We start from the raw sequence: 25,438 nt of genomic DNA on the forward strand, positions 1-25,438 counted from the left end.
CTCATTTTCACCTAAGGAAAAAGTATAGAGGATGGAGGGGAAAAAGTAAAGAAGTGTCCGGTTTGATATGTTTAAAAAACCCCCTTTTTTCACATAATAATAGAATCATGAAAAAGGGGGTCCCCAAAAGTGGATAAAGTATCTGGAAAACAGCTCAGAATCACATTCAAAATCATCCGCGCCTGCATCTTTCTGACACTGATCGGCGGAATGCTGGCCGGCGTCTGCTTCACATCCGTTCTTCTTGCAGCGAAATGGCAGGGGGCCCCCTCCGTCCGGGTTCCTCAGTCTACGATTCTTTATGCAAATGACGGCTCAAAGCTAGGTGAGACCGATTTCGGGGAAAAGCGCTACTGGGTCCGGTTAAAAGATATCAATCCGATAGCGGTGCAGGCCGCCATTGCGGTGGAGGATCAAAACTTTTACAATCACCACGGTTTTGATTACCGGCGGATGGCCGCCGCCGCGCTGGCTGACATAAAGGCAATGGCCAAGGTTCAGGGCGCAAGCACCATCACCCAGCAATACGCGAGAAATCTCTACCTTGAGCATGATAAGACATGGAAACGAAAATGGAACGAAGCATTTTACACGATCCGCCTTGAACAGAACTATTCTAAAAACGAGATTTTAGAAGGTTATGTAAATACGATATATTACGGCCACGGCGCATATGGAATTGAAGCCGCCTCGCGCCTGTATTTCGGCAAACACGCCAAAGATCTGAACGATGCGGAAGCCGTGCTTTTGGCGGGCATACCGAAAGGCCCGTCCGGCTATTCGCCATATGTCAGCGAAAAGAAGGCCAAACAGCGCCAGGAAATCATTCTCCGACTGATGATCGGCCAAAAAATGATCTCAAAAGAAAAGGCGGAAAGGCTTAAGAAAACGCCGCTTGCCTATCAGCCGCTGAAAAACAGGACCGCAGCGAAAACGGCGCCTTATTTTTACGATGATGCGATGAAAGAACTCGAGAAAAAGCTCGGCATGACGCGCGAACAGCTCGCAACGAGCGGATTGCGTGTTTATACGACGCTTGATAAGCGCATGCAGCGGATTGCGGAAAACACTGTGGCACATACGATCCGTACCGGCTCTGACATTCAGGTCGGCTTTTCCGCGATTGATCCGGCAACAGGGCGCGTGCTTGCGCTTCTCGGCGGACGTGACTACGAAAAAAGCCCGTTTGACCGGGCGACACAGGCGAAACGGCAGCCGGCTTCCACGATCAAGCCGCTTTTGTACTACAAAGCGATTCAAAGCGGCTTTACACCGGTCACGCTGATGAAAAGCGAAGCCACAGAGTTCAAGATTGACGACAACGGAGATACTTATTCTCCAAGCAATTACAACGGCTACTACGCCAATAAACCGATTACGCTGCTTCAGGCGCTTGCATTATCAGACAACATTTATGCGGTGAAGACCCATCTCTTTCTCGGCATGAATAAGCTCGTGTCGGCGGCAAAGGAATTCGGCATCAGCGAACATTTAAAGCCTCTTCCGTCTCTGGCGCTCGGAACTGAACCCGTGCGCCCGATTGAGATGGTTAATGCCTACGCGATGCTCGCAAACGGGGGAAAACAAATCACCCCTTCCTTTATCACAAAAGTGACGGATACCGCCGGCAACGTCTTGTATGAACAGCCGCGCGGACATCAGCAGACGCTTGATAAAAAAGCCGCTTTTGTGACGGCGAGCATGATGACGGGCATGTTTGATCAGGATTTAAACGGCTATACTTCCGTCACGGGACGCACCATTTCGGACCGGCTGACCCGAACCTATGGCGGTAAATCAGGCACGACAAGCGCAGACAGCTGGATGATCGGCTTTAACCCTGCTCTTGCCGCCGGTGTATGGACAGGTTATGACAAAAGCAGCACGATTGATTCAGTAGAAGAAAAAAGCTATGCGAAGACGATTTGGGCGGACTTTATGGAGAAGGCGCTCGAAGGAGAACCGGAAATAGCGCTTAAACCGCCGAAGGGCGTCACGGGCGTCTATATCGATCCCGCTTCCGGCTACACTTCGGGACCCGGCTGCGCCGCAAAGCATTATACGTATTTCATCGCAGGCACTGAGCCCGCGGATGTGTGCTACGGACCGGAACCTTCTAAAAAAGAAAAGGAACACGCCCCCGCCCGCAAAGAAGCTCCGCGCAAAAAGTGGTGGGATAAGTGGCTCGGCAAAAAAGACTGAGCCCGGTGCATTGCGCGCCGGGCTTTAATCCGCGTCTTCCTCAAGCACCCACGGGAGCAAGAGTGAAAAGTCGAGATGGATAATAGGGTCAGGAAAACCCTTCGGTATAAAAAATGTTGTACTCGGCAATGAAAACGAAAAGCGGATATCTCCCGCCCTCTCGATATGAAACTTTGGCCAGCCTTCCCTAAGCCTGCCGACAATCGGATAGCTGCCCGCATAATGATGCAGGCCGTTTTCCTTTCCATGCTCCCCCAAGTCGTGACAGACAGCCGGACGAATCCCAAACTGCGTAAACAATCTTGTTTTCTCGGCGGGAAGGAGATTCACCGCCTCGGAAAAGTTCCGGCAGCTCCCGCAATCGCAAGGATCAGGCCATGATTTTTCGTATTGTTTTCTCGTTTCCGCCGCATCTGCTTCAATGACCCATGGCCCGATGTCAAAGACGGTGAACATGATGAAACCTCCGCGTAAACATGAAAAACCCCGAGTCTTGGTTCGGCTCGGGACTTTCCATGTCCTGATTCTGTATCAACAGTTTACTCAGTACAATTGCAAAATAGTGCAAATATTTATAAAGTTCACAAAAAGTTCACAAATTATTTTTCTTCCGGAAGCAGACCTGTTTTCAATTCATCGGATGAACGTTCCCAGAGCCCTTGGTCATGCTTCTGCAGAAATTCAGCAAGCACCTGCTTTGAGCTGGCGTCCATTTTGTCCACGATAATGCAGCGTTTCATTGATTTATCCATTAAATTCACATGCTCCGGCAATGACTTATAGCCTCTGCGGATACTTCTGTCCACGGTCATTTCACAAGCCGTCACACCCGCGTAATAAGGGCCTTCTTCTTTTCTGTCGATGGTGACCCACACGAGCCAGTACGGTTTTCCGTTCGGCACTTCATCTTTGTTCGGCAGGAATTTGATGCCTTTTTCAACGACACTGCGGGCATGCATGGCGCCGATGTCAACGAAGGCTTCCTTCTCTTCCACATCGACAAATACCGGAGAAATATTGTCAAGGCTCAGCGCCCCGGCGCCAAAACCGCCATGTCCGTCGGTCGGATCACTTTTAATAATATTAAATCCGATTGTTTTCTTCTTTTTTTCTTCCATGAAAATACCCTCCTACAAAAGCGGTTGAAATATAATGGCAAATACCTTGAGAATCCAGTCTCTCCCCTCGCTTAACAGCGGCCACACGACATAGGAGCCGACCGGTGTCACAAACAGCACGAGAAACACGATAATCCCGTAGCTCTCAAACTGAGTCATTTTGGCGCGCACCCGCGGCGGCACGAGATCCTCAATAATCCGGTAGCCGTCAAGCGGAGGAAGCGGCAGCAGGTTGAATAAACACAGCGCGAGATTCAGCTGAATCCAAATAGAGAAAAAGCGGTCAAGCCCCATGCTGAATGCAGAAAGCAGCTCCATTCCGTAAGCATGCATCAACACTAGCAAAAAGAAACCGATAAAGGCAAGAAGCAGGTTGCTTACAGGCCCGGCGACGGAAACCAGCACTCCCGCCAGCCGCGGTCTTTTAAAGGCGCGGCGGTTCACCGGCACCGGACGGGCCCAGCCGAAACCCGCGACCAAAATTAGAATCGTTCCGAAAACATCAAGATGTTTAATCGGATTGAGCGTTAATCTGCCCTGTCTCGCCGCGGTATCGTCTCCGAACCGATACGCGACATACGCGTGCGCCAGTTCATGCATCGTAAATGCCACAATCAGCGTAATCACGACATAGGGCATAAGCTCCAGCGGATAATATAAAAATCTGTCCAAATGTAAAAATCCCCTTTTTTAAAAAATGCAAGATTGTCCTTCATTCAGTATACTATAAGTGACCTCTCTTCCAAAGAGAGGAAACGATAAAGGAGGATCAGCACCATGCCGCTCGTAACCGTTAAAATGCTTGAAGGCCGCACAGATGAACAAAAACGGAATCTGGTTGAAAAAGTGACAGAAGCCGTAAAAGAAACGACAGGCGCAGCCGAAGAAAAGATCATTGTCATGATTGAAGAAATGAGAAAGGATCATTACGCCGTCGCCGGCAAACGGATCAGCGATACGGAGTAATCCTTGATAATGGCCGGCGCTGCTATGTCAGGCCGGCTTATTTCATTACTTTTTCAACGAGGCTGAAAAAGGTATTCTTTTCTTCTTCTGTTAATGCCTCGAACAGCTCGTCAATGAGCATCTGCCGGTTTTCAATCATTTGCATGGCCGCCATTTTCCCCGATTCGGAAAGCGTCATCCATACCGTGCGTCGGTCTTCGTTATTTCTCGACCTTTCCACGAAACCCTCTTTTTCTAAGTGATTCAGAGCGGTTGTCGTGGCTGAAGGCGATAATGTGACTTCCTGCAATATATCTTTAATCGTGCACGTGCCGTGCCGGTAAATAATCCTGAGAATAAATCCTCTGATATTGTTTATACTCTTCGGAATTGTCGCCTCATCAAGCTTTTTCGTGCTCTTTAAATATTTCGTGAGCGCGTAATCCAGTACATTTGCTTGCAATATATCGTACTCCATGCAGAAACTCCCCATTTCAAGATGCATCCATCATCATTTGATTGTTTTTTATTACATTTTACTGATACCTCGCGGGGAAAGTCAAAATTTCGGCCGGAAAGCCCGCAACTTTTATCCTGCCCTATACAGACTATTATCTCCTGCTTTTTCACCCATCCCTTTTATGCAATGCTGGTTTTATAGACATGATTCAGGTAAAATCATTAAGGGTGACTGCGTTTGACGGAAAGGATAATCTGATCGGATGCGGCAGACAATATGACTGGAAAAGAAACGGAACAGACGGGGAAACAGAACACAGGATTGTCGATTACACAGAAGATGTGACACGGGTAAAAGCCAAAGAGCCCCTCTTGGCTTTTGCTTTTGGATGGAGGGATGCGTGTTGCGGAATATCCTACAAAAAAAAGACATCACCCAGCTGCTTGAACAAAGCAGAAACAGGCAGACTGCCAAAACGATGGGTGGATTTGATTTAACATTACTGGGCATCGGCGCCGTCATCGGGACGGGCGTCATGGTTCTTACAGGCATTACGGCCGCGAAAAACGCCGGACCTTCCGTAATCTTTTCTTTTATCATTGCAGCCGTTGTCTGCAGCCTTGCAGCATTATGTTACGCCGAAATCGCTTCTGTTCTCCCGGTTTACGGAAGCGCCTATATTTACTCTTATACCACCATGGGAGAAATTGTCGGCCATTTAATGGGCTGGACGCTCTTATCCGTTTATATGGTGACGGCGTCGGCGGTGGCAAGCGGCTGGTCAAGTTATTTTAATAATCTGTTAGCCGAAATCGGCATGCCTTTGCCGGACAGTCTGCTGCACGTGCCGAGCCAGGGGGGCATCGTCAACCTTCCTGCCATCATCATTACTCTATTAATTGCCGTCGTTCTGTCACGCGGCTCTAAAGAGAGCAAAACCTTTAATAATATAATGGTTCTCGTAAAAATCGGAATTGTTTTGCTGTTTATCATCACAGGAAGCTTTTTTGTAAAGCCGGGCAATTGGCATCCTTTTATGCCTTTTGGAATCAAAGGCGTCATTACGGGGGCTTCTGCCGTCTTTTTTGCGTTTCTCGGATTTGACGCGATTTCCGCTTCTGCTGAAGAAGTCAAAAAACCGCAGCGCAACCTGCCGATTGGTATTATCGGTTCACTGGTGATCTGTACATTGGTATACGTCATCGTCTGTCTCGTCATGACGGGGATGGTTCCGTATTCACAGCTTAATGTGCCGGAAGCCATGTCTTATGTGCTGCAGTCTGTCGGACAAAACGCGGTGGCGGGCGTTATCGCTGCCGGTGCGGTGATCGGACTGATGGCCGTCGTTCTCGCCCATACATATGCGGCGACCCGTATATCTTTTGCGATGGCAAGAGACGGAATGCTGCCGAAAGTCTTTACCATTGTCGGAAAGAAATCGGGAGCGCCGATCTTTAATACGTGGCTGATCGGACTGATCAGCGCCTGCATCGCGGGTTTTGTTGATCTGAAAGAGCTGTCAGATCTCTCAAACATCGGCGCATTATTGACATTCGCCATGGTCAGTCTGTCCGTGCTGATTCTGCGCCGCACCCATAAGGATCTGCCACGGGGATTTAAAGTGCCTTTTGTACCCGTACTGCCGATTTTGGCCATTATCTGCTGTTTGTTTTTAATGGTCAATCTGCCGCTGAAAACGTGGTTTTATTTTGCCGTCTGGCTGATCATCGGCGTGATCGTTTACTTTTTATATTCGTACAAGCACAGCAAATTGAGACAATAAACAAAACCAGGCCCGCTTTATGTGCGGCCTGGTTTTTTCATCAAAAAAGACGAAAGCCATCGCCTTTAACAAATGTGTTTCAGCTCTTCTATGTAGTGAAGCGCCTCATCATATTCTTCATCCGTATATTTCTGTTTGCTTTTTATCGTAAACACTTTCTCTTTCTTTTCCTCAGCTTCAAGGCCGTCAAAATACAAAATCGTAGACACCAGCTCCAAAAACCGGGATGAGCGGCTGTTGACGCTGTCGATGTACTTCTTCATATCCGGCATCGTAAGCTCCGCATGATGTAAAAACTCGGCTCCCGTCTCCGTCAGCGAGTACCGGTATTGAAAGTAGCCGCCCTTTTTTTCCTTCACCTCATCCAGAAACCCAAGATTGCACAGCTCTTCAATTCGAAGCGTCAGTTCTTCGGAATACGGGCCGTAAAAATGAAAATCATATTTTTCGTAGAAAGGATACTGCATTTTCTTCGCGATATAAATGATTTTCTGCAGCTTTTTCCGCCCGATGATTTCTCCAGAATCCGAGAACACCTTCATCAGTTTTGCATGTTCTTTCAACAAATTCCCGACATCTCCTTTTCCTTCTTTACCAAAATCCTTCTATGTCAGTCCCAGCAGCTGCCGGATTTTTAATTTTGCTTCAGGGTTTTCTGAATCGTCACAAATGAGGTCCATCGGATAGTAGAGCTTATGGTCCGTCCGGCGTTTGCCCGAAATGGATTCGACAATGGCGGACTGCCTGGACAGCTCTTTGATCTGGCCGTTCTGCGTTAACAGATGAATCGGCAGACGCTCCTCCTCTTCACCCGGCCGGTAAAAATCATACGGCAGATCCGATGAAGAATCGACCACTAAATAATAATTGGGATCAATTCCCGCCTCTTTAAACAGAGCGGTCAGTTCAAAATAAGCCGACATTTCCTCATTGGGGTTAAATTCGGCGTATTGAAACAGCTGGCGGTTAATGAAGCGGCGGCACAAGTCGGACAGAATCGGGTCCTCTTCTTCTTCCCAAGCCTGGAAATAATATAAAATGATGGCTTCATCAAGCTTCAGATAATCCGCAAGCGTCAGCTTCCCTTCAAAAATGGAATAAAAATGAACGGGAGCATGAGTGAAGATATACCCTTCTTCATGGAGCTGCTTCGCACGGTGGAGAATTTTCGTCAAAATGACTTCAGCGCTTCTCGTCACGGGATGAAAATACACCTGCCAGTACATTTGATAGCGGCTCATAATATAGTCTTCGACGGCGTGCATGCCGCTTTGCTTAATGACGATTTGGTCCTCTCGCGGACGCATCACCCTTAAAATCCGTTCCATATCAAAATGTCCGTAGCTGACGCCCGTATAGTATGCGTCCCGCTGAAGGTAATCCATCCTGTCGGCGTCAATCTGGCTCGAAATCAGGCTGACCACCTGTTTGTTTTTATATGTTTTGGCAATGACTTCGGCAACATCCTGCGGAAATCCCGGTCCCGCCTTTCTGAGAACCTGATTCACCTCGGTGTCGCCGAGAATGATTTCCCTCGTATAGTCTTCATGATCCAGATGAAAAACCTTTTCAAAGGAATGCGAAAACGGCCCATGTCCCAAATCGTGCAAAAGCGCGGCGCTGAGACAGAGTTCGCGTTCATTGTCATCCCATTCAGGACGCCCTTTAAAAACATCATCAACCATTCGTCTGACAATCTCATAGACGCCGAGAGAATGGTTAAAACGGCTGTGTTCCGCGCCGTGAAACGTCAAATACGTCGTACCGAGCTGTTTGATCCGGCGCAGCCGCTGAAATTCACGGGTGCCGATCAAATCCCAGATCAGCTTGTCCCGCACATGAACATAGCGGTGAACGGGATCTTTAAACACTTTTTCTTCTGATAATTTTCCGTTTGGATACGCCATCGTCATTCCCTCTTTTTTTTAGCCGTGATTCTATTATATCGGCTCTGTAATTTGAAAACATCCTTGAATTTGTCCGGCGTTTTGTTCCAGTTTTCCGACATTGATTTTTTGAAGCAAAAAAGCCTGACCCATCGGGCGAGGCTGTCGTAAAATACACATTTACTTTTTGATCTTCTTTTTCACTTTCTCAATCAGCTCATCCTCAGTCGGCGCCGACAGCGGGCGGTTGTTTACGAAAGCAAACGATTTTTTGCGTCCGGGCCCGCAATATGACTGACATCCGACCTCCACTTTTGCATCCGGGTCAGCTTCTTTCAAACGCGGCAGCAAAGTCTTAATATTGGTGGCCTGGCAATCATCACACACTCGGAATTCATTAGCCATGATGTACGCTTCCCTTCATTCAATGTTCCTCTATGTTAAATCTTAATTTTAAAAACGAAAAAAATCACATCACATCTCATTGTACAAGGATTCATCTTATCCTGCAAGGCTCTGCGTATCTCTCATTCTTTCAGCCAATTTGTATAAATATTTTCCAATCTGGACATTCTAATACCATCAAAGATATTGGGGGTTGAGAACATTGACAAAACAAAGACAGGACGCCTGGTCGGAGGAAAATGACCTGCTGCTTGCGGAAACCGTGCTTCGGCACGTTCGGGAAGGAAGCACGCAGCTGAACGCCTTTGAAGAGGTAGGCGATAAATTAAACAGAACGTCGGCAGCGTGCGGTTTCAGATGGAATGCCGTCGTCCGCCATCAATACGAAAAAGCGCTTCAGCTCGCCAAAAAACAGCGCAAACAGCGGATGCGCGCGCTCGGAAACGGCCAGCCGGCCAAGAAGAAACTATTATATCAGCCGCCTGCACCGGATGCGGACATCATGCAGGAAACCGCAGCCGAAGAGACGGTTCAAACGGAAGCGCCAAAAGAGGATCGGCAAGCCGTCATGTCCGGCGAACATATGCCTTATGTCGATGAAAGCTTCAAGGAAGAGTTAGCTAGTTTATCACATTTGCTGGCGCCTCAGCAGCCGAGCCAAAAGGCGGAGCTCACAATGGCAGACGTCATTCAATTTCTGAAGAGCTATGAAGGCAGCGGAAAGCAAACTTCCGCCCTGCAAATGGAAAATGACCGTTTAAAACGGGAAAACCAAGAACTTCAGTCTAAAACCGAGCAGCTGGAAGCGGCCGTCGAAAAGCTTGAAAAAGATCAAAAAACCATTCAGGAAGACTACGAAACCTTGGTGAAAATTATGAACAGAGCCAGAAAACTAGTTTTATTTGAAGACGACGAACATGCCTCTCCGTCCTTTAAAATGGACCGGAACGGCAATTTAGAAAAAATGGCCGAATAACGGAAAAACCCCTTTCCTTGTCATGGAAAAAGGGGTTTTTGCCATTTGTCAATGACGCGCATCCTGATCTATATTAATGTAAACATTGTTCAGGAGGCCTTCTTCCCGCAAGGGCTGCGCATCTCGGTCCCCGCCCGCACATAAGCATAAAGATTCAATTCCTCATCCCAAATGGTTCTTGGGAATTATTGATCGATTAGCTACTGTGCAATACACTGTATAGAGAATACAATTATTAGATATGATGGGAATGATAGTAAATGAGTAGCCAATTACGAAAAGGAGCGTTGGAACTTTGTGTGTTGTCCCTGCTTCTTTATGAAGATTTATATGGTTATGAATTAATCAAGATCATAAGTGAAACGTTCCCTGTATCGGAGGGCACCATCTACCCCATATTACGAAGACTTACAAAAAACAACTATTTAAAAACGTATACAGCAGCTTCCGATCAAGGCCCGTCACGCAAATATTACAAGGTAACAGAAGAAGGCGCCTTTTATCATCAAACATTAAAATCGGAATGGCTTGACCTGTCCGAAAAAGTGAACAGCATCATTAAGGAGGGAAAATGAATGTGTAAAGACCAATATTTAAAACATCTCCGGCGGGAAATAAAAGATCTGCCGGAACTTGAGCAAAAAGAGATACTCGCCGATATCGGCGAAATATTCCAAATGGGCGGCGCTGAAGGAAAAAGCGATGAACAAATCGCCGACAATTTAGGAAACCCCAAAACACTTGCGCGCGCCTTAAAAGCGGATATTTTCATCAGTGATGCCGAGGAGCAGAAAACATGGCGCTCCTTTTTCAAAGCATTCGGCCTGATGCTGGGGATGGGCATGTTCAACTTCATGTTTATGCTGACACCATTTCTTTTTGCCTCTGTTGCGGTGTTAAGTTTGATGGCGATCGGCCTGATGCTGATGACCGGATCATTCTTTCTCCTCGTAAAAGTGCCGATTGTAACAGCCATTTTTAACGGATGTATGGTTCTTGGAGCGGGTATGGCGGTGTTTATGGCCGGATTTGATCTTTCGAAACTGATATTCCGCATCTTTTTGCGCTATTTCAAATGGAATGTCAGCGTTGTAAGGAGGGAAACCATTGAATCGAAAAATGTGGTATAGCATTGCTCTCATTTTAATCGCTGCCGGCCTGATCGGAAGCATGTTCTTCGGTTTTGACGGCTTTTACCCTAAATAATAAGGAAGGTGTGCAAATATCATGACTGAACCAGCCCTGATATTAAAAGATGTCTCTAAAACAATCAATCATACCCCTATTGTACAGTCAATTTCTTTCGATGTGAGAAAAGGCGAGATTTTCGGCCTTTTAGGGCCGAACGGCTCAGGAAAAACCACTATTTTCAGAATGATCGTACAGCTTATTAAAAAAACAGAAGGAGCCATTTCATTCAGAGGCAGACCGGACAGCGACTTTGAATATTTTATGAGACATATCGGGGTTATCATTGAAGGCCCGGATATGTATCCGAATATGACCGCTTTGCAAAACCTAAAATATTTTACTAAACTGCGCAGCACCTCGCTGCGAACGGATGACCTTATGAATACCCTTGCAAAAGTCGGACTAGAGCAGGCTGCCCGCAAAAAAGTGAAACATTTCTCATTAGGCATGAAACAGCGCTTGGGGCTCGCTTATTCTCTTCTTCACAATCCCGGATTATTAATTCTGGATGAACCGATGAACGGCCTCGATCCTAAAGGAATGAAAGAATTGCGCACCATTCTTTCCGATTTATCGAAGCAAGGGGTTTCCATTTTATTATCAAGCCATTTATTGTCGGAAATGGAGGAGATTTGCGATAGGGTTGCCTATATTAAAAAGGGACGGATTTTAGGAATTGAAGACATGAAGAACAGACATGACCTTGGTCAGAAAAAGCTGTTTACCGTCACGGTCGATCATCCGGCAAGGGCGAAAGAAATATTAGAGCAGGACGGTATTCTTCAAGTACAGCAAAAAGACAGCCGCATCATTGAATTGGAAGCGGAAGAAGATACCATCCCGTATGTCATTAAATCTTTGGCAGAGAAAGAGATTCTGATTTCCCGCGTTTCTGCAAGAACTTTGTCATTGGAAGAGAAATACATGATGATTACAGATCAGGAGGACGCGGTATGAGCATATTTCATCTGGCGCAGAATGAATTCATAAAAATAACCCGAAAAAAAGGCACACTTTTATCTCTTTTTTTCCTGTTTCTCATCGTTTTGCTGGCCGGCCTTATTATGAATCATGAGTTAGATGCTTCCTCGGATAACAATTGGAAAGAACGGCTTCTCGCCGAAAAAAAACAGGAAGAAATTGATAAACCCGCTGAAACAACAGGCGTTTATTATTCTGCTGATGTTAAGAATAAAGACTATTATTTGGAGCATAACATCAACCCTTATGAATGGAACGGCTGGAGGTTTTTCGGCACGGTTACTTCAAACGGGCTTGAGATTTTCGTCAGCTTGACCGCGATTTTAACCGTCAGCGGGGTTGTTTCTAAAGAGTTTGCCCTTGGGACGATTAAATTTATCGCTACAAGCCCGAACCGAAGATGGCGGATTTTAACATCGAAATTTCTGGCCTCCCTTCTGTTTACCGGTATGATTTACTTATTTTACTGTGTGAGCTGTTTGCTGATCGGCGGCGTGTTATTCGGTTTTTCCAATGCTTCATATCCGCTCGTCTATACTCATTTAAATGACAGTCTGTATACCATCAGTTCAATCAAAGCATCCGGAATCATTTTGCTTTTGCGTTTCATATCAATTATTAGCATTGTCACCATTGCGTTCACTTTGTCAGTATTGTGCAAAAGCCAGGCGCTCTCCCTTTGCTTATCCATTTTACTGCTGTTTGCCGGCAGTATATTGGGCGGAACTGATTTGCTTGCCCAATTTACGTGGTATAAATTTACGCTCTTTCCGCATTTAAACCTCGTTGCTTATGTAAATAAAAGCGCGGGTGATGCGATTTCAACGTTAAACATCCCCTATTCCGTGACAGTTATAGCGATCTACTTTCTTATTTGTTTATTGATTTCTTTTTCCGTCTTTCAAAAGAGAGACATTACAGCATAGACAGAGAGGCGGCGGCATAATGAGCGGACGGCAGGAAATACTGACGGTCCAGCAATTTGCCGCTGACCGCCCCTCGATCCATCGCTAATGGATTCAAATAACCGAAGCTCCCGCTGCTTCGCTGCTGAAAGCGTAGAAATTCCCGCCCTTCCCGTATAAAAAGCGCCTCATCGAATCGGAGAAATTTCATAATGGCAGTGTATTTTGCAACGGCGTCAATGTGATACTTTCTGCACTCGGCTAACATTAAACCTGAAAAAGCAAAGTCTGATGTTTTGTACCATTCCGTGAGAAAAGGCTGCAATTCATTCATTTGCAAATAAGTGACGGCATAAAGGGCATCCGCCTGTTCTTGCTGGATGCTGCCCGGTGCCATGAGCAAATCGGCCTCACGTTTCATCCCGGTTTCTAAGAACACGATTAGTTCTTCCGGAGTCACCGCCCCAAAATAAGCCCCTAACACCATGAGGATCATAGAGGAGGGCTCTGATTTCAGTTCCTCTTGTAAACCGCGGACCATTTGTTCAAGTCCGTTATGAAAAAAGATGCTTTTTGCGGCATCTATCCTGCGGTACACATGATACGCATACGCGAACAGGACCGGATGGCATTCGTGTGTTTTTTCTCCGAAATAACGGTCTAGGAATAGAATAACTTCTTCTGTATCCTTTCTGCTTTCAAAACGATGACATGCCGCTAAACCGCAAAACAGGTGCATGAGATCATCTGCTTCCATTTCTTCCGGCTGCAGCTGAATGTTCTTCCAAAAACCCAGCAGCCATTCTTCTGTTTTTTTTATATTAAAATGTTCCTTGACTATCTGCATGTTCCACACTCCAGATTCAGGATCTCAATCGCCGGCAGAAGAGCCGGAGCACAATGAATGGATGGATTCTCGTTATTTATATGATGAAGAGCCGCTTGACAGCCATAAAAAAATGGATCGATACATGATTGGATAAATAACATATTGCACAGCTGTTTCATTTTTCGGCTGCCGAGACAAAACACAAGCCATTTTTGAATGGACGCCTTCAAGCCGGGATGAAGCAGATGCTCTCCCTCATTCAAATGAAGAAGACAGTACTCGACAAACTCCAGCTCGTTTTCAGCTGTTCTTTTCCATGCGTCATGGAGCAAAGGCTGAAACATCGAATTCTTGTAAAAGCGCACTTTTTCATGGTCAGTTGACATTCCCAGCTCGCTCAGCAAACCGACGAATTCGGCGTATTTAAAATAAGGCCATTCTTTTTTTATAAGATAGCCGTTTTGCAATCCGTGACGTATGACCTGATCATCCGAATCCATTCCCTGCTTCTTTTTATAAGCTTTTGCCGTTAAATAGATATGAATCAACTCATTGACAATGGCCGTGTTACAGTGAAACAGATCTTCCCAGCATGACTTATCAACGAAAGCGGAGGCAATCCTTTCAGTATGTTCTTTTACAGCGGAAGAATGGCTCGTCTTCCTGTAGTACTTGCAGAAGCCGGCAAACAGCTGAATGCTCTTTTGATCCGGAAGCGATTGTTCAGCAAAAGATAATAAAAATTGATCTGTCTCTTCAGCTAATCTATTCAAGTTAATCGTTCCTTTCTGCTCTAAGACAGGCATGCGCGGCACCAGCGGCGACAAGTGTTGTATGATAGCAATGTTTGAACACATCTTCTCTTCGCTGTTCACCTGTCAAACCGGGTTTATGTTGATAGGTGATGCTCGGGACATTCCCCTCTTTCATTCGGCCCTGATAGATTTTATTCCAGGCTGCTTCATAGAGCGGTTTATGGTTGTCCTTATCCATGTTGATATGTAAAAAAGAGCTGCACATCAATAATTCACTGGTAATATCTAAATTCTCAAGACAGATATAGATCCCGAGAAATTTCAGGACCTTTTCTTTTAAGGACGGCAGATGATACTCTTTATCCGTAAGCGAAGAACATCCCATGTCTGTTATATAAAAAATCGTATGAGTGATGCTGTACGCATCATGATCCGTCATATATGTATTTGGGATATCCTGACCAGCTGCTGTGTAGTGATATAAGTCAGAAAAATCCGTTATTTCCGAGGTTACGCCTGCTCTTTGCAGACTGTACTTCAGATCCATTTTCCGAAAGGGAACTTTAGCAAGGCTGCAATCAAAACGCGCTGCCGTGAATTTTTCCAGCTCCCATATCACCGAAGCCCGTGACGGATGATCAGTCAAGGTAAGAAATTCACCCGCAATAGCCAATCCGGCGAGACCGTCCGGATCAAAATGAATAAATTCTTCAAGCTGATCATTACGGAGCCTTTCTGTAATAAACTCCGTTAAAACAGCAACTTCCTTATCATCTGCCTGATTTCTGATCAGGTAATTGGTAAGAAAAATGAGTTCTATAAATGTTTTAAGGCGCCACCTGAAATCATTTGCTACTTTATGATTCATATCGAAATAATGGATATTTTTAACAATCCATGACAGTGCTCCCCGCTTAATTTCTGTTATATACTCTTGTGTCACACTCTCACCGCCTCGTCTCAGATGTGTAGGCTCCAAACAGTGATTATCCTACTTTTGAGCGGCTAAATCAGAGAAATTCAAATTCGGGTTTTGATTGTCTTCTTGGCTCGGCACTACAAGCACCCAGCCGCTCCAAGCGAAAGAATTGCCTGATTGTTCCGCATCTCCGGCTAACAAATGTGTCGGGATCGTGATTCTTTTTTCTTCTTTTATTTTTTTAAAGTTCATATCTCCATCTCCTTCAGTTTATAGAATTATTTGGAACCTACATAAATATATTAATCAAATAAGGTATATAATGTAAACTAGTTTTCATATAACACTTCTTTTTTCACTATAACTAAATAGTATATAATTACCAAAAACAAAAAAAGCCCGGACTTAGTCCAAGCTTTCCTGCGTGCCGAACACCTTCTCATTCCGTTCCAGCATTCGGGTCAGATTTTTTTCAAATACCATTTCCTCTTCCGGCGATAACCCGGCTGCATACAGACGTCCGCTGAGTTCCTTCAGTTCAGTCAAAAGCGCCAGCATTAAGTCTTGCACGGTAATGTCCGTTTGCAGCAATTCGCTTAATGAAGCCATCGTTTCGGGCCGGATATCGGGATATACGCCTTTTGTATCGTTGCTTTTGTCTTTTAAAGCGGCTTGATAGAAACGTCTGATCAGATCGGCGCGTTCGCTTCCGCTTTTATCGGCGCAGAGGTAAATCTGAACCGCGGTTCCGCCCCGCAGGCGTCTTTGTGAGATTCCCGCGAATTTTCGTCCGCCGATGCTGAGATCATAGCTGCCCGGACAGTACGATCCTTTAATTTCATATGCTTCAATTTCGGCATGGTGCGGACGCAGCACCCGCCGCACCAGCTCTGTCATCGCCTCGTAGCCTCTGTCGATGTCGATGCCTTTTTTCTCGTCTTCAAAAATAAGCGAGATATTCAATACGCCTTCGTCCAGTACGACGGCGAGGCCTCCGGAATTGCGGACAATGACACGGTAGCCTTCGTCCTCCAGCAATTTCACGCCGTCCTCTAAAAACGGCAGGCGCGTGTCCTGAATGCCGAGCACGATCGTCCGGTGGTGCACCCAAGAGCGTGCCGTCGCAGGCGATTCCCCTTTGCCTACGGAGGCGCACAGCGTATCATCCATTGCGAATGACTGCTTCGCATCAAAATAAGGGCCGAGGCTGGATTGGTCAATGATTCTCCAGCTCGGCTGCATCAGTAAATCAATCGGTTGCTTTCCCATCTATATTAAATCCCTTTCGTCATAGGCTTTCCATGCATTTATTATATCACTCCGCTTGTGATGATTGAAATTGGCTTTTCAATAGAGCGATGAAGATTTCTTTGTTTTTTGTGTTCTCCATAATGGAAGATTGGATGATAGACAGTTTCCGTTTTAAGGAGAACCCTTTTACCTCAAGCACGGAAATGCTGCCGTGAAGCAGATCCTTTTGCAGCACGCTTTTTGACAGAACGGAAAGACCCATTCCGCTGATCACGGCTTCTTTGACGCCCTGGTTGCTGCTGATCGTCATCATGGATTTCGGCCGCAGTCCGTTTGATTGAAGGACATGGTCTAAATATTCCCTCGTTCCCGAACCCTTCTCCCTCGTCACCCACGCTTGATTTTGCAATTCTGCAGCCGGGATGTTTTTTCTGCCGGCGAGCGGGTGTCCGTTCGGTGCGGCAATGCACAATTCATCCTCCATAAACGGCTGAATGTCCAGCTCGTTTTTCCCCGTATGCCCTTCAATTAATCCGATATCGGCTTGAAGCATCCGAACCGCTTCGCTGACCTCCTCCGTGTTTCCGATCATGACGTCCAGGTTCAGCTCGGGATACTCGTTATGAAGCTTTGCGAGAAGCGGCGGCAGAATATATTCGCCGATGGTAAAGCTCGCGGCGATTTTGAGCTTCCCTTTGACATAATGATGATGGGCGTAAATTTCGGATTTCGCCTGTTCGTACAAAAAGACCATCTGCTTGGCGCGCTGATAGAGAATGTCCCCCGTCGGCGTAGTCGTAAAGTGCTTCGGAGAGCGGTTCAGCAAGGCGGTTTGAAATTCTTTCTCCAGGTTTTTAATGTGAAGGCTGACGCTCGGCTGAGAAATCATCAGCTTCTGCGCCGCCTTTGTAAAGTTTTTTTCTTCCACGACGGCAATGAATGTTTTCAGTTCCCCATAATACAAAAAGCATCGCCCCTAATCATTATTTTTCCTAATCGTTTAGATCATATAAATATATTTTACTAATGATTAAGACCGCAGTAAAGTGGAGTTATCAAGATAATGGGAAGTGACTGAGATGAAGATGGTAAAAGGTGTTTCAGTTACCGCAGGAATTGCGTTTGCGGCTTTCTATGTCAGCCGCCTGCCGTTTTTGCATATGTTCGGAATGCTTGTCCTTGCAATGCTGATCGGCATGCTCTGGCGCGCCGTATTCGGACAGCGGGCGGCATTAGAGCCGGGGATCGCGTTCTCAAGCAAATACTTGCTGAAAGCAGGCATCATCCTGCTTGGCATGAGACTGAATCTGGCGGATATCTATCATGCGGGCTGGCACGTATTTGCAATTGCCGTCTGCTGTATGATGTTTGCGGGTGCCGTTGTATACGGACTGTCCCGGCTGTTCCGTATAGATCAGACACTCAGCACGCTGACAGCCTGCGGCACAGCGATCTGCGGAGCGGCTGCCATTGCCGCGATCGCGCCGCAGATCAGATCAAATGAAAATGCAGCCGCCATCAGCGCGGCCGCCGTTTCGTTATTAGGAACCGTTTTTACTGTTGTATATTCTCTTGCTTATCATGGATTGGGCTTTTCTCCTGCGGCTTACGGAGCCTTTTGCGGGGCAACGCTTCACGAGGTGGCGCATGCGGCGGCGGCCGGCAGCGCCGGAGGAAAAGCAGCCGTCGAGATGGCGGTGATCGTCAAACTGACCCGGGTCGCGCTGCTCGTCCCGGCCGCATTCATGCTCGGAATGCGGGCGCGCCGCAGCGGAAAGTCAAAGACGGCTTCTGCCGCTTCGCTCCCCATCCCTTGGTTTATCTTCGGATTTCTCGGAATGAGCGCCATCCATACATCAGGCGTTATTTCAGCTTCGTTTTCCGCGTTTCTTGTTCAAGTGTCTTATGTTTTAATCGGCATGGCGATGGCGGGTCTCGGTTTGAAAGTCCATATATCGGCGTTTCGTCATAACGGCTGGCGGGCGCTCGCAGCAGGCTTGATCGGTTCTCTCTGTTTGTCCCTGTTCGGCTGGGCCGCAGTGACGTTTTTTCTATAAAAAAAAGCCGGCCCTCGTAAAGGCCGGCTTTTGCGGATTACAGCGCTTGAGCAGCCGTAATTAACGCAAGATTGTAGACGTCTTCCGCATTACATCCTCTGGAAAGATCGTTTACAGGCATATTTAATCCTTGCAGAATCGGTCCGACCGCTTCAAAGCCGCCTAAGCGCTGAGCGATTTTGTAGCCGATGTTTCCTGCTTCAAGGCTTGGGAATACAAATACATTCGCGTCTCCTTTAATGTCGGAGTCCGGCGCTTTTTTCTCCGCGACAGATGGCACAAATGCAGCGTCGAATTGGAATTCGCCGTCAAGCGTAAGCTCAGGCGCTTTTTCCTTCGCAATTTTCACGGCTTCAGCCACTTTGTCCGTCTCGTCTGATTTCGCCGATCCTTTTGTAGAGAAGCTGAGCATGGCAACGCGCGGGTCAATGTCAAACATTTGAGCCGTATTGGCGCTTTCAATGGCGATTTCGGCAAGGTCCTGGCTGTCAGGAGCAATGTTGATCGCGCAATCAGCGAACACATACTGCTCGTCACCGCGGGCCATGATGAAGACGCCTGATGTTTTTTTCACGCCTTCTTTTGTTTTGATGATTTGCAGTGCAGGGCGCACCGTATCAGCAGTAGAATGTGCAGCTCCGCTGACAAGTCCGTCTGCGAGACCTTTGTACACAAGCATCGTGCCGAAATAGTTTTCGTCCAGCAAAGCTTTGCGGGCCTGTTCTTCCGTCGCTTTGCCTTTGCGGCGTTCTACGAAAGCCTGAACGAGTTCTTCCATGCCTTCATATGTATGCGGGTCAAAAATGTCCACGCCGTCAAGCGTAAGATTTAATTCTTTCGCTTTTGCTTGAATGTCTTCTTTATTGCCGACTACGATCGGCTTTAATACCTTGTTGCCCGCCAAGTTGTTGACCGCAACCAGGATACGTTCGTCCAACCCTTCAGGAAATACGATTTTCACATCTTTTCCTGCGACTTTTTCTTGTACTTTTGTAAATAAATCTGCCACGATATACCCTCCTCTATGTTGACAAAAAACGCTTACTTTTACAGCATACTCTTCTTCCAGCTAAATTCAAATAACCAACTTCCATTATAGCGCTTTCAAAAAGAAATCTTATTTTTCTAACTAATTTAATTGACCGTTTGTTCACGGCATAGTTTCTGACACAAGGCTTCGGATTATTCAAGGTTTCTCCACAGCCGAAACGGTTAAACTGTGATATAGTGAAGGCATCAATGTAATGAAAAGATATAGGAGTGAAGATACATGAGTGAGCAGCAAAAAACGAACGAAGCCGCCCAAACGCTTGACGGCTGGTACGCGCTTCACGATTTCCGCACAATGGACTGGACGTCATGGAAGATGTTATCCAGCGATGAGCGCCTGTCGATTATTCACGAATTTACGGGACTGCTTGAAAAATGGGGCGTCGCCCAAAAAGAAGGCAAAGGCTCGCAAACCATCTACAGCATCGTCGGACAGAAAGCTGATTTTATGCTGATGATTCTTCGCCCGACAATGGAAGAGCTGAACGAAATCGAGCTTGAATTTAACAAATCAAAGCTTGCTGAATTTACAATCCCGGCTTATTCATACGTGTCGGTGGTTGAGCTGAGCAACTACCTCGCAAGCGGAGAAGGCGATCCGTATGAAAATCCGCATGTCCGCGCCCGCCTGTATCCTGAGCTGCCGGAAGCGAAATACGTCTGCTTCTACCCGATGGATAAAAGAAGAAGCGGCAATGACAACTGGTACATGCTTTCTATGGATGAACGCAGAAACCTGATGAAAAGCCACGGCTTGATCGGACGGAGCTATGCCGGCAAAGTCAAACAGATTATCACGGGATCTGTCGGTTTTGACGATTACGAATGGGGCGTCACGCTCTTCAGCGATGATGTGCTTCAGTTCAAAAAACTTGTGTACGAAATGCGCTTTGATGAAGTCAGCGCGCGCTACGGCGAATTCGGTTCATTTTTTGTCGGAAATCGCTTGTCTCTCGACACGCTTCCGAAGTTTTTGCACGTGTAACAACCACCCGCCTGTCCGGCGGGTTTTTTCTTTTTCAGAATTTAAATAAAATTTGCTATTTTTATCATTTTTTTTTACGATGTAAAGGAGATTCCATTTTGGTAAAGGGGTGCAGACAGTTGTCAAAACGAACCGCGTTTATTATGGGAGCCAGTCAGGGGATCGGCAAAGCGATCGCTCTGAAACTGGCGGACAATGGCTTTCATACCGTCATTAATTCACGAGTTCCCGAAAATATCGAATCGGTAAAAGAAGAGATCCTCGCCAAACATCCGGATGCGGGCGTCACCGTTCTGGCCGGGGATATGTCGGACCAGAAAACAAGAGCCGGCATTTTTGAAGAGATCAGATCACAATGCGGACGGCTTGATGTATTGATCAACAACATTCCGGGCGGCTCGCCGGATACCTTTGAAAACTGCGATATAGAGGATATGACAAATACCTTTACGAATAAAACGATCGCCTATATCGACTCTATGAAAACGGCCGCAGCAATCATGAAACAGCACGAATTCGGCAGAATCATTAATATCGTCGGAAACCTATGGAAAGAACCCGGCGCCAATATGTTTACCAACAGCATGATGAACGCCGCTTTAATTAATGCCAGCAAAAACATCGCCATTCAGCTTGCGCCTTTTCACATTACTGTCAACTGTCTGAATCCCGGGTTTATCGCCACAGACCGTTATCACCAATTCGTGAAGAATGTCATGAAGCAAAACGGCATTTCTAAAGCGGAAGCGGAAGAACGGATTGCATCAGGCGTCCCGATGAAGCGTGTCGGAACTGCGGAAGAAACCGCGGCGCTGGCTGCCTTTCTTGCCTCTGAAGAAGCCTCCTATATTACCGGACAGCAAGTATCAGCCGACGGCGGCAGCATGAAAAGCATATAATAAAAACATCCCGCTCTCAGCGGGATGTTTCTTGTAATGAAGGAAAGGATAAACCGAGCTTTTGAATCCGCAGCACGAATTCCCTTAAATCGCCCTGCTTGGCCACCATTGATATTCTGACATAACGCTTTCCGCCGCTGCCGAAAATCTCGCCGGGCGTCACGACAACATGGGCATGCTCCAGCAGATAGTCCGAAAACTGGTGTGAAGACTCGAATTCATTCGGAATTTCAGCCCATACATAAAAAGTCCCTTTCGGTTTTTCAATGCTCCAGCCTAATTCCTTTTCACATAACGCCGTGAAAAAGTCAATCCGTTCTTTATATGTGCGCTTCAGACGCTCGGTATGCTCAGGATTTCCTGACAGCGCCGCCGCTGCCGCCTGCTGAAGGCCGCCGAACATGCCGACGAAGACGTGATCCTGAAACTCATTGACCGCCTGAATGATTTTCTCATTCCCCACGGCAAATGCCATTCTCCAGCCTGCCATATTGAAGGTTTTCGAAAATGAATAAAGCTCCGCGCCGACCGTTTTCGCTTCTTTCGCCTGAAGAAAGCTGGCCGGGTTCTGATCAAATTCGAACGCGCCGTATGCAAAATCGTGAATAAGGTGGATGTCATGTTTTTTTGCAAACGCAGCCGCTTTTTCATAAAACGCCTGATCTGCAGTCGCGCCCGTCGGGTTATTCGGGTAATTCAAAAACATCAGCTTGGCTTTTTTCAGGACGGCGGGATCAATCCGCTCAAAATCCGGCAGATAGCCGTTTTCCGGATGAAGCGGCATCTCATGCAGCTCCGCTCTGGCCATTGTAATGCCCGATAAATACTCAGGGTAGCCGGGGTTCGGGACTAAGGCGATATCGCCGGGATTCAGCAGGCATTGCGTCAAAACGTACAAACCAGCTTTCCCTCCGCCGAACAGCGCGACTTCTGTCTCCGGATTGACCGATACCCCGTACTCTCTCTCATAAAATTCCGCGATGGCTCCTTTCAGAAACGGATAGCCTCTGAACGGGCCGTATCCGTGATACGAAGGATTCAGCGCAGCCTCCCGCAATGTTTCAACGATATGCGGCGGTGTGGGGAGATCGGGATTCCCCTGCCCGAGGTTAATGATCTGGGCTCCCGTTTTCTCCATCTCTTTTACCTTTTGAAAAACGAGCGAAAATTCCTGTTTCGGAAGTGTCTTGATGACGTCGGACGGTATGATTTCCATCTGAAAGGCTCCTTATAAATGAATTTGCTCTGATTCGTTATTCCGTTCTGAAAAGGATTTATTGACCAGTTTTGTATGCAGAAACAGCCCGCTGACCAAAAGGACGATAAACGCCATGATGACTGTCGCGTCTACAATGTTGATCAGCATGGAACCGACGGCGATGCACAATCCGATGGAGGCCTCCGCCACCGAAAAAATCCGGCCCTGAATCTGGTTCGCCGCGTTCTCCTGAACTTTGACCTTCGCCAGCACCTCACCGTATTCCATTGCGATAAAGAAAAGAATGGCGGCAATGACTGACACGGCGAAAATCGGGGTAAACAAAAACAGCGCAAGCGAGACGATCGATAACACTGTAAAATACACCAGCCCTTTATTGTTGTTAAAGCCCCATTTGCTGACAAGAGCGGCGCCGATAAAGCCGCCGAAGCCGATACAGAACGTCAGGATGAAATTGCCGATTTCACCGTCCCCTAAAAAGCGGCTGACAATCGGGAAATAGCTGTAGACGACACCCCACAAAAGCGCCATCGTAATCATCGTGAACATGGCGTTTAACACAAAAGCATTTGTTTTGATTTCCTTCAGGCCTTCTTTAAACGACTGAAAAGCTTCTCTCACGTTTTCTGACTGAATCGGCACGTATTGAAGCTTAATGCGGCTGATGAAAAACGCGGAGACAAGATAGGTCACCCCGTTAAACGCGACGGCAAGCTCCACAGAACCGCCTAACAGAAAAAGTCCGCCGGCTGCAGCGCCGACAATAATCGAAATCGTCGTGGCTTTTGCAAACAAAGTGTTGATATTTTTAATATCCGCTTCTAAAGACGACATGACCGCGAGACGTGCCGGGTTAAAAAACACGCCGCTTCCGTAAGAAACAAACAGCAGCGCCAGAAAAAGCAGCGGATATTCGCCTTTCGGGAGAAATGTCAGCCCCAAAAAGATGACACCTCTGATCACATCCGTCCACAGCATGATTTTCACCCTGTCGAGCCGGTCCACGAGCACGCCTAAAAACGGCTGAAACACCATCGGAATGCTGCGGACCGCGATAACGCCGGACGTCACCCAGTAGTCATGATAGTATGTAGACAAAATGAGCAGAGCCGGGAGAACGCAATAGTCTCCCATAAACGAAAGCGCCTGCCCGAAAAGCAAATACTTCGAGTTCGGTTTCAGCTGTTTCATACCGGTAACGCATACTTTGCAGTCAGCTTCGCCTGCTGCTGAATTTGTTTGATTGATTCGGCCACGTCACCCGAATTGCTTCCTTTCAGTTCGAACGCCGCAATGCTGTTGAACGCTTCGAACAGCCGCAGATCCACGGATGTACCCGCCTCGGCCGCCGAGAAAGAAATGATTTCGGTGTCTCCCTTTAAGACGCCGTCCGGAATGTCAATGCTTTCAATGACGAAATCGACAGCCGTCTCAGGCAGCTGGCCGTTTTCTTTGAAATGCTGAGGATACAAGTGGCAGTCGGCGACATAGCATGGCTCCTGCTCCAATAATCCTTTCGGCAGATCGGCTTCTTTTCCGAAACAGAGAACATCCAATAACAGCTGCGCCATATCGACGCCGAAGACCTTTTTAATATTCGGAATCATGTTCCAGCCCGCAAATCGTGCCGCTGATTCAATCAGTCCGGCTTCCCGGTTTTTCATTAATTTAATCTCTGTATGGGTTGCGCAGTTTTCGAGGCCGAGTCCTTCATTCGCCTTTTTGGCTGCTTCGACGATTTTCCGCTTCGCGTCATCATCCAGGATGGACGGCGTAATATGCGATGTCTCCGTGAATCCGATTTGCGGTGTTTTATCATGAATCGCGACAGGGAAGTATTCTCCGTCGGCCATGATGCCTTCTATGCTGATATAGTCGGAATAACCGCTTGTTTCGTACCAGTCGTCATACTCGCCCTGCAAAAATTCTTCCGCGATAAACGGCGCTTCAAACGTGACAGCTTTCGGTACGTTAATCGACTTCAGGTATTCATTGACTCTGTTAAATTCGGCTTCTGCCGTTTCCCTCTCTTTGATGAGCGTCACGCCGATGGAGCTCGCCAGATATGTAGGCTTCAGAATGAGCGGCGTTCCGATTTCCTGAAGCGCGGCGCGGAAATCTTCCAGCGTCGTCACCCGTTTGTTTTTGATAGACTTGACGCCGGCCCGGTTGAAGGCGGCTCTCATTTTGTTTTTATCTCTGGCATTTTCAGCGGCCTGTACGCCCGCTCCCCGCAGGCCGAGACGTTCACACGCTTTTGCCATCGGAGCGATAAACAGTTCATTGTTGGTCGTAATGGCGTCAACCGCGAACATGCCGGCCACCTTGACGATTTCTTCGACTACTTCTTCCTCAGGTTTGTCATGATCTTCATGAGCCCAGTAAATCGAATCGGGATGCTCAAAATCAGCCAGACTCTTAAAATAGTCTTTATCTTTTATGACCGCGACCGAGTATTTTTCAATTAATGCCGCATGAGAGGCTGTAATTGCAAAAGGTCTCGGAATAAAGCTGACGAGGTTGTATTTTTCGGCTGCGCTTTTGTAAAACATATGCGGCGGGCATCCCCCAAGGTCAGCGATAACCAATACTGTTTTTCTCTCCATATGTAAACACTCCTTC

The 25,438-nt window shown here is 47.0% G+C and carries 28 protein-coding genes; 11 read left to right on the plus strand and 17 right to left on the minus strand.

Going from position 1 to position 25,438, the window contains the following annotated elements:
- Positions 1-129 precede the first annotated feature (129 nt).
- Entirely contained in the window at positions 130-2,202 is a 2,073-nt protein-coding gene (locus NYE62_RS19145; protein ID WP_144664823.1) for a transglycosylase domain-containing protein, read from the plus strand.
- A gap of 24 nt (positions 2,203-2,226) precedes the next feature.
- Here the strand turns inward: NYE62_RS19145 and NYE62_RS19150 are convergent, their stop codons facing one another.
- From NYE62_RS19150 to NYE62_RS19160, 3 genes are all read right to left on the minus strand, one after another.
- Positions 2,227-2,658, minus strand: a complete 432-nt coding sequence (locus tag NYE62_RS19150) for a hypothetical protein (RefSeq protein WP_040238746.1) — start codon at positions 2,656-2,658, stop codon at positions 2,227-2,229.
- Between the two features lie 143 nt (positions 2,659-2,801).
- A complete protein-coding gene (locus NYE62_RS19155) occupies positions 2,802-3,320 on the minus strand; it encodes a YwhD family protein (protein WP_007407649.1) in 519 nt (172 codons plus the stop codon).
- 12 nt (positions 3,321-3,332) lie between these two features.
- Positions 3,333-3,992, minus strand: coding sequence for a site-2 protease family protein (locus NYE62_RS19160; protein WP_003151043.1), 660 nt, complete (start codon positions 3,990-3,992; stop codon positions 3,333-3,335).
- Between the two features lie 105 nt (positions 3,993-4,097).
- Here NYE62_RS19160 and NYE62_RS19165 point away from each other — a divergent pair, with 105 nt between their 5' ends.
- On the plus strand, positions 4,098-4,286 hold the full coding sequence (locus NYE62_RS19165; RefSeq protein WP_003151042.1) for a 2-hydroxymuconate tautomerase: 189 nt from the start codon (positions 4,098-4,100) through the stop codon (positions 4,284-4,286).
- Between the two features lie 37 nt (positions 4,287-4,323).
- Here the strand turns inward: NYE62_RS19165 and NYE62_RS19170 are convergent, their stop codons facing one another.
- Positions 4,324-4,743: a MarR family transcriptional regulator gene (locus NYE62_RS19170; protein WP_020957978.1), complete on the minus strand. Its 420-nt coding sequence runs from the start codon at positions 4,741-4,743 to the stop codon at positions 4,324-4,326.
- A 385-nt stretch (positions 4,744-5,128) separates the two neighbouring features.
- Here NYE62_RS19170 and NYE62_RS19175 point away from each other — a divergent pair, with 385 nt between their 5' ends.
- Entirely contained in the window at positions 5,129-6,508 is a 1,380-nt protein-coding gene (locus NYE62_RS19175; RefSeq protein ID WP_269845041.1) for an amino acid permease, read from the plus strand.
- Positions 6,509-6,573: 65 nt separating this feature from the next.
- On the opposite strand, the gene NYE62_RS19180 is transcribed toward NYE62_RS19175, so the two are convergent.
- From NYE62_RS19180 to NYE62_RS19190, 3 genes are all read right to left on the minus strand, one after another.
- Positions 6,574-7,074, minus strand: a complete 501-nt coding sequence (locus NYE62_RS19180) for a YwgA family protein (RefSeq protein ID WP_007407653.1) — start codon at positions 7,072-7,074, stop codon at positions 6,574-6,576.
- A gap of 39 nt (positions 7,075-7,113) precedes the next feature.
- Entirely contained in the window at positions 7,114-8,415 is a 1,302-nt protein-coding gene (locus NYE62_RS19185) for an HD domain-containing protein (protein ID WP_003151035.1), read from the minus strand.
- A gap of 159 nt (positions 8,416-8,574) precedes the next feature.
- The gene (locus NYE62_RS19190; RefSeq protein ID WP_003151034.1) at positions 8,575-8,799 is read right to left on the minus strand and encodes a DUF1450 domain-containing protein; all 225 of its coding nucleotides are present in this window, start codon (positions 8,797-8,799) and stop codon (positions 8,575-8,577) included.
- A gap of 202 nt (positions 8,800-9,001) precedes the next feature.
- Between NYE62_RS19190 and NYE62_RS19195 the strand changes: the two genes are divergently transcribed.
- The 5 genes from NYE62_RS19195 (at position 9,002) to NYE62_RS19215 (ending at position 12,873) form a co-directional block, all read left to right on the plus strand.
- Entirely contained in the window at positions 9,002-9,775 is a 774-nt protein-coding gene (locus tag NYE62_RS19195; protein ID WP_007407656.1) for an RsfA family transcriptional regulator, read from the plus strand.
- A gap of 260 nt (positions 9,776-10,035) precedes the next feature.
- Complete coding sequence (locus NYE62_RS19200) at positions 10,036-10,350, plus strand: PadR family transcriptional regulator (protein WP_007614461.1); 315 nt, start codon at positions 10,036-10,038, stop codon at positions 10,348-10,350.
- On the plus strand, positions 10,351-10,905 hold the full coding sequence (locus NYE62_RS19205; protein ID WP_007407658.1) for a DUF1700 domain-containing protein: 555 nt from the start codon (positions 10,351-10,353) through the stop codon (positions 10,903-10,905).
- Between the two features lie 97 nt (positions 10,906-11,002).
- The gene (locus tag NYE62_RS19210; protein ID WP_007407659.1) at positions 11,003-11,923 is read left to right on the plus strand and encodes an ATP-binding cassette domain-containing protein; all 921 of its coding nucleotides are present in this window, start codon (positions 11,003-11,005) and stop codon (positions 11,921-11,923) included.
- Positions 11,920-12,873, plus strand: a complete 954-nt coding sequence (locus tag NYE62_RS19215) for an ABC transporter permease (RefSeq protein WP_014419138.1) — start codon at positions 11,920-11,922, stop codon at positions 12,871-12,873. Before NYE62_RS19210 ends, NYE62_RS19215 begins: the two co-directional genes overlap by 4 nt.
- Here the strand turns inward: NYE62_RS19215 and NYE62_RS19220 are convergent.
- From NYE62_RS19220 to NYE62_RS19245, 6 genes are all read right to left on the minus strand, one after another.
- The gene (locus NYE62_RS19220; protein ID WP_251257218.1) at positions 12,863-13,699 is read right to left on the minus strand and encodes a hypothetical protein; all 837 of its coding nucleotides are present in this window, start codon (positions 13,697-13,699) and stop codon (positions 12,863-12,865) included. The two genes, NYE62_RS19215 and NYE62_RS19220, sit on opposite strands and share 11 nt — an antisense overlap.
- Positions 13,690-14,487 carry a hypothetical protein gene (locus NYE62_RS19225; RefSeq protein ID WP_020957984.1) on the minus strand — a complete coding sequence of 266 codons (798 nt, stop codon included), beginning with the start codon at positions 14,485-14,487 and terminating at the stop codon, positions 13,690-13,692. Before NYE62_RS19225 ends, NYE62_RS19220 begins: the two co-directional genes overlap by 10 nt.
- A complete protein-coding gene (locus NYE62_RS19230) occupies positions 14,456-15,379 on the minus strand; it encodes a hypothetical protein (protein WP_085341587.1) in 924 nt (307 codons plus the stop codon). The genes NYE62_RS19225 and NYE62_RS19230 overlap by 32 nt, the downstream gene beginning before the upstream one ends.
- Positions 15,380-15,427: 48 nt before the next feature.
- Positions 15,428-15,607 (minus strand): hypothetical protein, encoded by a 180-nt coding sequence (locus tag NYE62_RS19235; RefSeq protein WP_003151018.1) that lies wholly within the window; start codon positions 15,605-15,607, stop codon positions 15,428-15,430.
- 153 nt (positions 15,608-15,760) lie between these two features.
- A complete protein-coding gene (locus NYE62_RS19240) occupies positions 15,761-16,624 on the minus strand; it encodes a biotin/lipoate A/B protein ligase family protein (RefSeq protein WP_105322151.1) in 864 nt (287 codons plus the stop codon).
- A 46-nt stretch (positions 16,625-16,670) separates the two neighbouring features.
- Complete coding sequence (locus tag NYE62_RS19245) at positions 16,671-17,570, minus strand: LysR family transcriptional regulator (protein WP_020957985.1); 900 nt, start codon at positions 17,568-17,570, stop codon at positions 16,671-16,673.
- A gap of 115 nt (positions 17,571-17,685) precedes the next feature.
- Between NYE62_RS19245 and NYE62_RS19250 the strand changes: the two genes are divergently transcribed.
- A complete protein-coding gene (locus tag NYE62_RS19250; RefSeq protein ID WP_020957986.1) occupies positions 17,686-18,663 on the plus strand; it encodes a putative sulfate exporter family transporter in 978 nt (325 codons plus the stop codon).
- A 37-nt stretch (positions 18,664-18,700) separates the two neighbouring features.
- Here the strand turns inward: NYE62_RS19250 and pta are convergent, their stop codons facing one another.
- Positions 18,701-19,672 (minus strand): phosphate acetyltransferase, encoded by a 972-nt coding sequence (gene pta / locus NYE62_RS19255; protein ID WP_003151012.1) that lies wholly within the window; start codon positions 19,670-19,672, stop codon positions 18,701-18,703.
- A gap of 261 nt (positions 19,673-19,933) precedes the next feature.
- Here pta and hemQ point away from each other — a divergent pair, with 261 nt between their 5' ends.
- Together hemQ and NYE62_RS19265 are read left to right on the plus strand one after the other, a co-directional pair.
- A complete protein-coding gene (gene hemQ / locus NYE62_RS19260; protein ID WP_199022231.1) occupies positions 19,934-20,698 on the plus strand; it encodes a hydrogen peroxide-dependent heme synthase in 765 nt (254 codons plus the stop codon).
- 119 nt (positions 20,699-20,817) lie between these two features.
- The gene (locus tag NYE62_RS19265; protein WP_007407669.1) at positions 20,818-21,597 is read left to right on the plus strand and encodes an SDR family oxidoreductase; all 780 of its coding nucleotides are present in this window, start codon (positions 20,818-20,820) and stop codon (positions 21,595-21,597) included.
- Between the two features lie 16 nt (positions 21,598-21,613).
- Here NYE62_RS19265 and NYE62_RS19270 read toward each other — a convergent pair whose 3' ends face one another.
- From NYE62_RS19270 to NYE62_RS19280, 3 genes are read right to left on the minus strand one after another with little or no spacing between them, the layout of a single operon-like run.
- Positions 21,614-22,813 (minus strand): pyridoxal phosphate-dependent aminotransferase, encoded by a 1,200-nt coding sequence (locus NYE62_RS19270; protein ID WP_064108081.1) that lies wholly within the window; start codon positions 22,811-22,813, stop codon positions 21,614-21,616.
- 12 nt (positions 22,814-22,825) lie between these two features.
- Positions 22,826-24,007, minus strand: a complete 1,182-nt coding sequence (locus tag NYE62_RS19275; protein ID WP_335389898.1) for an MFS transporter — start codon at positions 24,005-24,007, stop codon at positions 22,826-22,828.
- On the minus strand, positions 24,004-25,422 hold the full coding sequence (locus NYE62_RS19280; RefSeq protein WP_123117498.1) for an ATP-grasp domain-containing protein: 1,419 nt from the start codon (positions 25,420-25,422) through the stop codon (positions 24,004-24,006). Before NYE62_RS19280 ends, NYE62_RS19275 begins: the two co-directional genes overlap by 4 nt.
- Between the last annotated feature and the right edge of the window lie 16 nt (positions 25,423-25,438).

The organism is Bacillus sp. FSL K6-2861 (assembly GCF_038630725.1).
Taxonomy (GTDB): Bacteria; Bacillota; Bacilli; order Bacillales; family Bacillaceae; genus Bacillus; species Bacillus velezensis.

Coding starts and splice junctions, on each gene's coding strand:
- NYE62_RS19205 (WP_007407658.1), top strand. CDS start 10,351: ATGTGTAAAGACCAATATTTAAAACATCTCCGGCGGGAAATAAAAGAT.
- NYE62_RS19210 (WP_007407659.1), top strand. CDS start 11,003: ATGACTGAACCAGCCCTGATATTAAAAGATGTCTCTAAAACAATCAAT.
- NYE62_RS19200 (WP_007614461.1), top strand. CDS start 10,036: ATGAGTAGCCAATTACGAAAAGGAGCGTTGGAACTTTGTGTGTTGTCC.
- NYE62_RS19270 (WP_064108081.1), bottom strand. CDS start 22,813: ATGGAAATCATACCGTCCGACGTCATCAAGACACTTCCGAAACAGGAA.
- NYE62_RS19275 (WP_335389898.1), bottom strand. CDS start 24,007: ATGAAACAGCTGAAACCGAACTCGAAGTATTTGCTTTTCGGGCAGGCG.
- NYE62_RS19240 (WP_105322151.1), bottom strand. CDS start 16,624: ATGGGAAAGCAACCGATTGATTTACTGATGCAGCCGAGCTGGAGAATC.
- NYE62_RS19185 (WP_003151035.1), bottom strand. CDS start 8,415: ATGGCGTATCCAAACGGAAAATTATCAGAAGAAAAAGTGTTTAAAGAT.
- NYE62_RS19250 (WP_020957986.1), top strand. CDS start 17,686: ATGAAGATGGTAAAAGGTGTTTCAGTTACCGCAGGAATTGCGTTTGCG.
- NYE62_RS19280 (WP_123117498.1), bottom strand. CDS start 25,422: ATGGAGAGAAAAACAGTATTGGTTATCGCTGACCTTGGGGGATGCCCG.
- NYE62_RS19220 (WP_251257218.1), bottom strand. CDS start 13,699: ATGCAGATAGTCAAGGAACATTTTAATATAAAAAAAACAGAAGAATGG.
- NYE62_RS19215 (WP_014419138.1), top strand. CDS start 11,920: ATGAGCATATTTCATCTGGCGCAGAATGAATTCATAAAAATAACCCGA.
- NYE62_RS19155 (WP_007407649.1), bottom strand. CDS start 3,320: ATGGAAGAAAAAAAGAAGAAAACAATCGGATTTAATATTATTAAAAGT.
- NYE62_RS19165 (WP_003151042.1), top strand. CDS start 4,098: ATGCCGCTCGTAACCGTTAAAATGCTTGAAGGCCGCACAGATGAACAA.
- NYE62_RS19235 (WP_003151018.1), bottom strand. CDS start 15,607: ATGAACTTTAAAAAAATAAAAGAAGAAAAAAGAATCACGATCCCGACA.
- NYE62_RS19190 (WP_003151034.1), bottom strand. CDS start 8,799: ATGGCTAATGAATTCCGAGTGTGTGATGATTGCCAGGCCACCAATATT.
- hemQ (WP_199022231.1), top strand. CDS start 19,934: ATGAGTGAGCAGCAAAAAACGAACGAAGCCGCCCAAACGCTTGACGGC.
- NYE62_RS19150 (WP_040238746.1), bottom strand. CDS start 2,658: ATGTTCACCGTCTTTGACATCGGGCCATGGGTCATTGAAGCAGATGCG.
- NYE62_RS19225 (WP_020957984.1), bottom strand. CDS start 14,487: ATGCCTGTCTTAGAGCAGAAAGGAACGATTAACTTGAATAGATTAGCT.
- NYE62_RS19170 (WP_020957978.1), bottom strand. CDS start 4,743: ATGGAGTACGATATATTGCAAGCAAATGTACTGGATTACGCGCTCACG.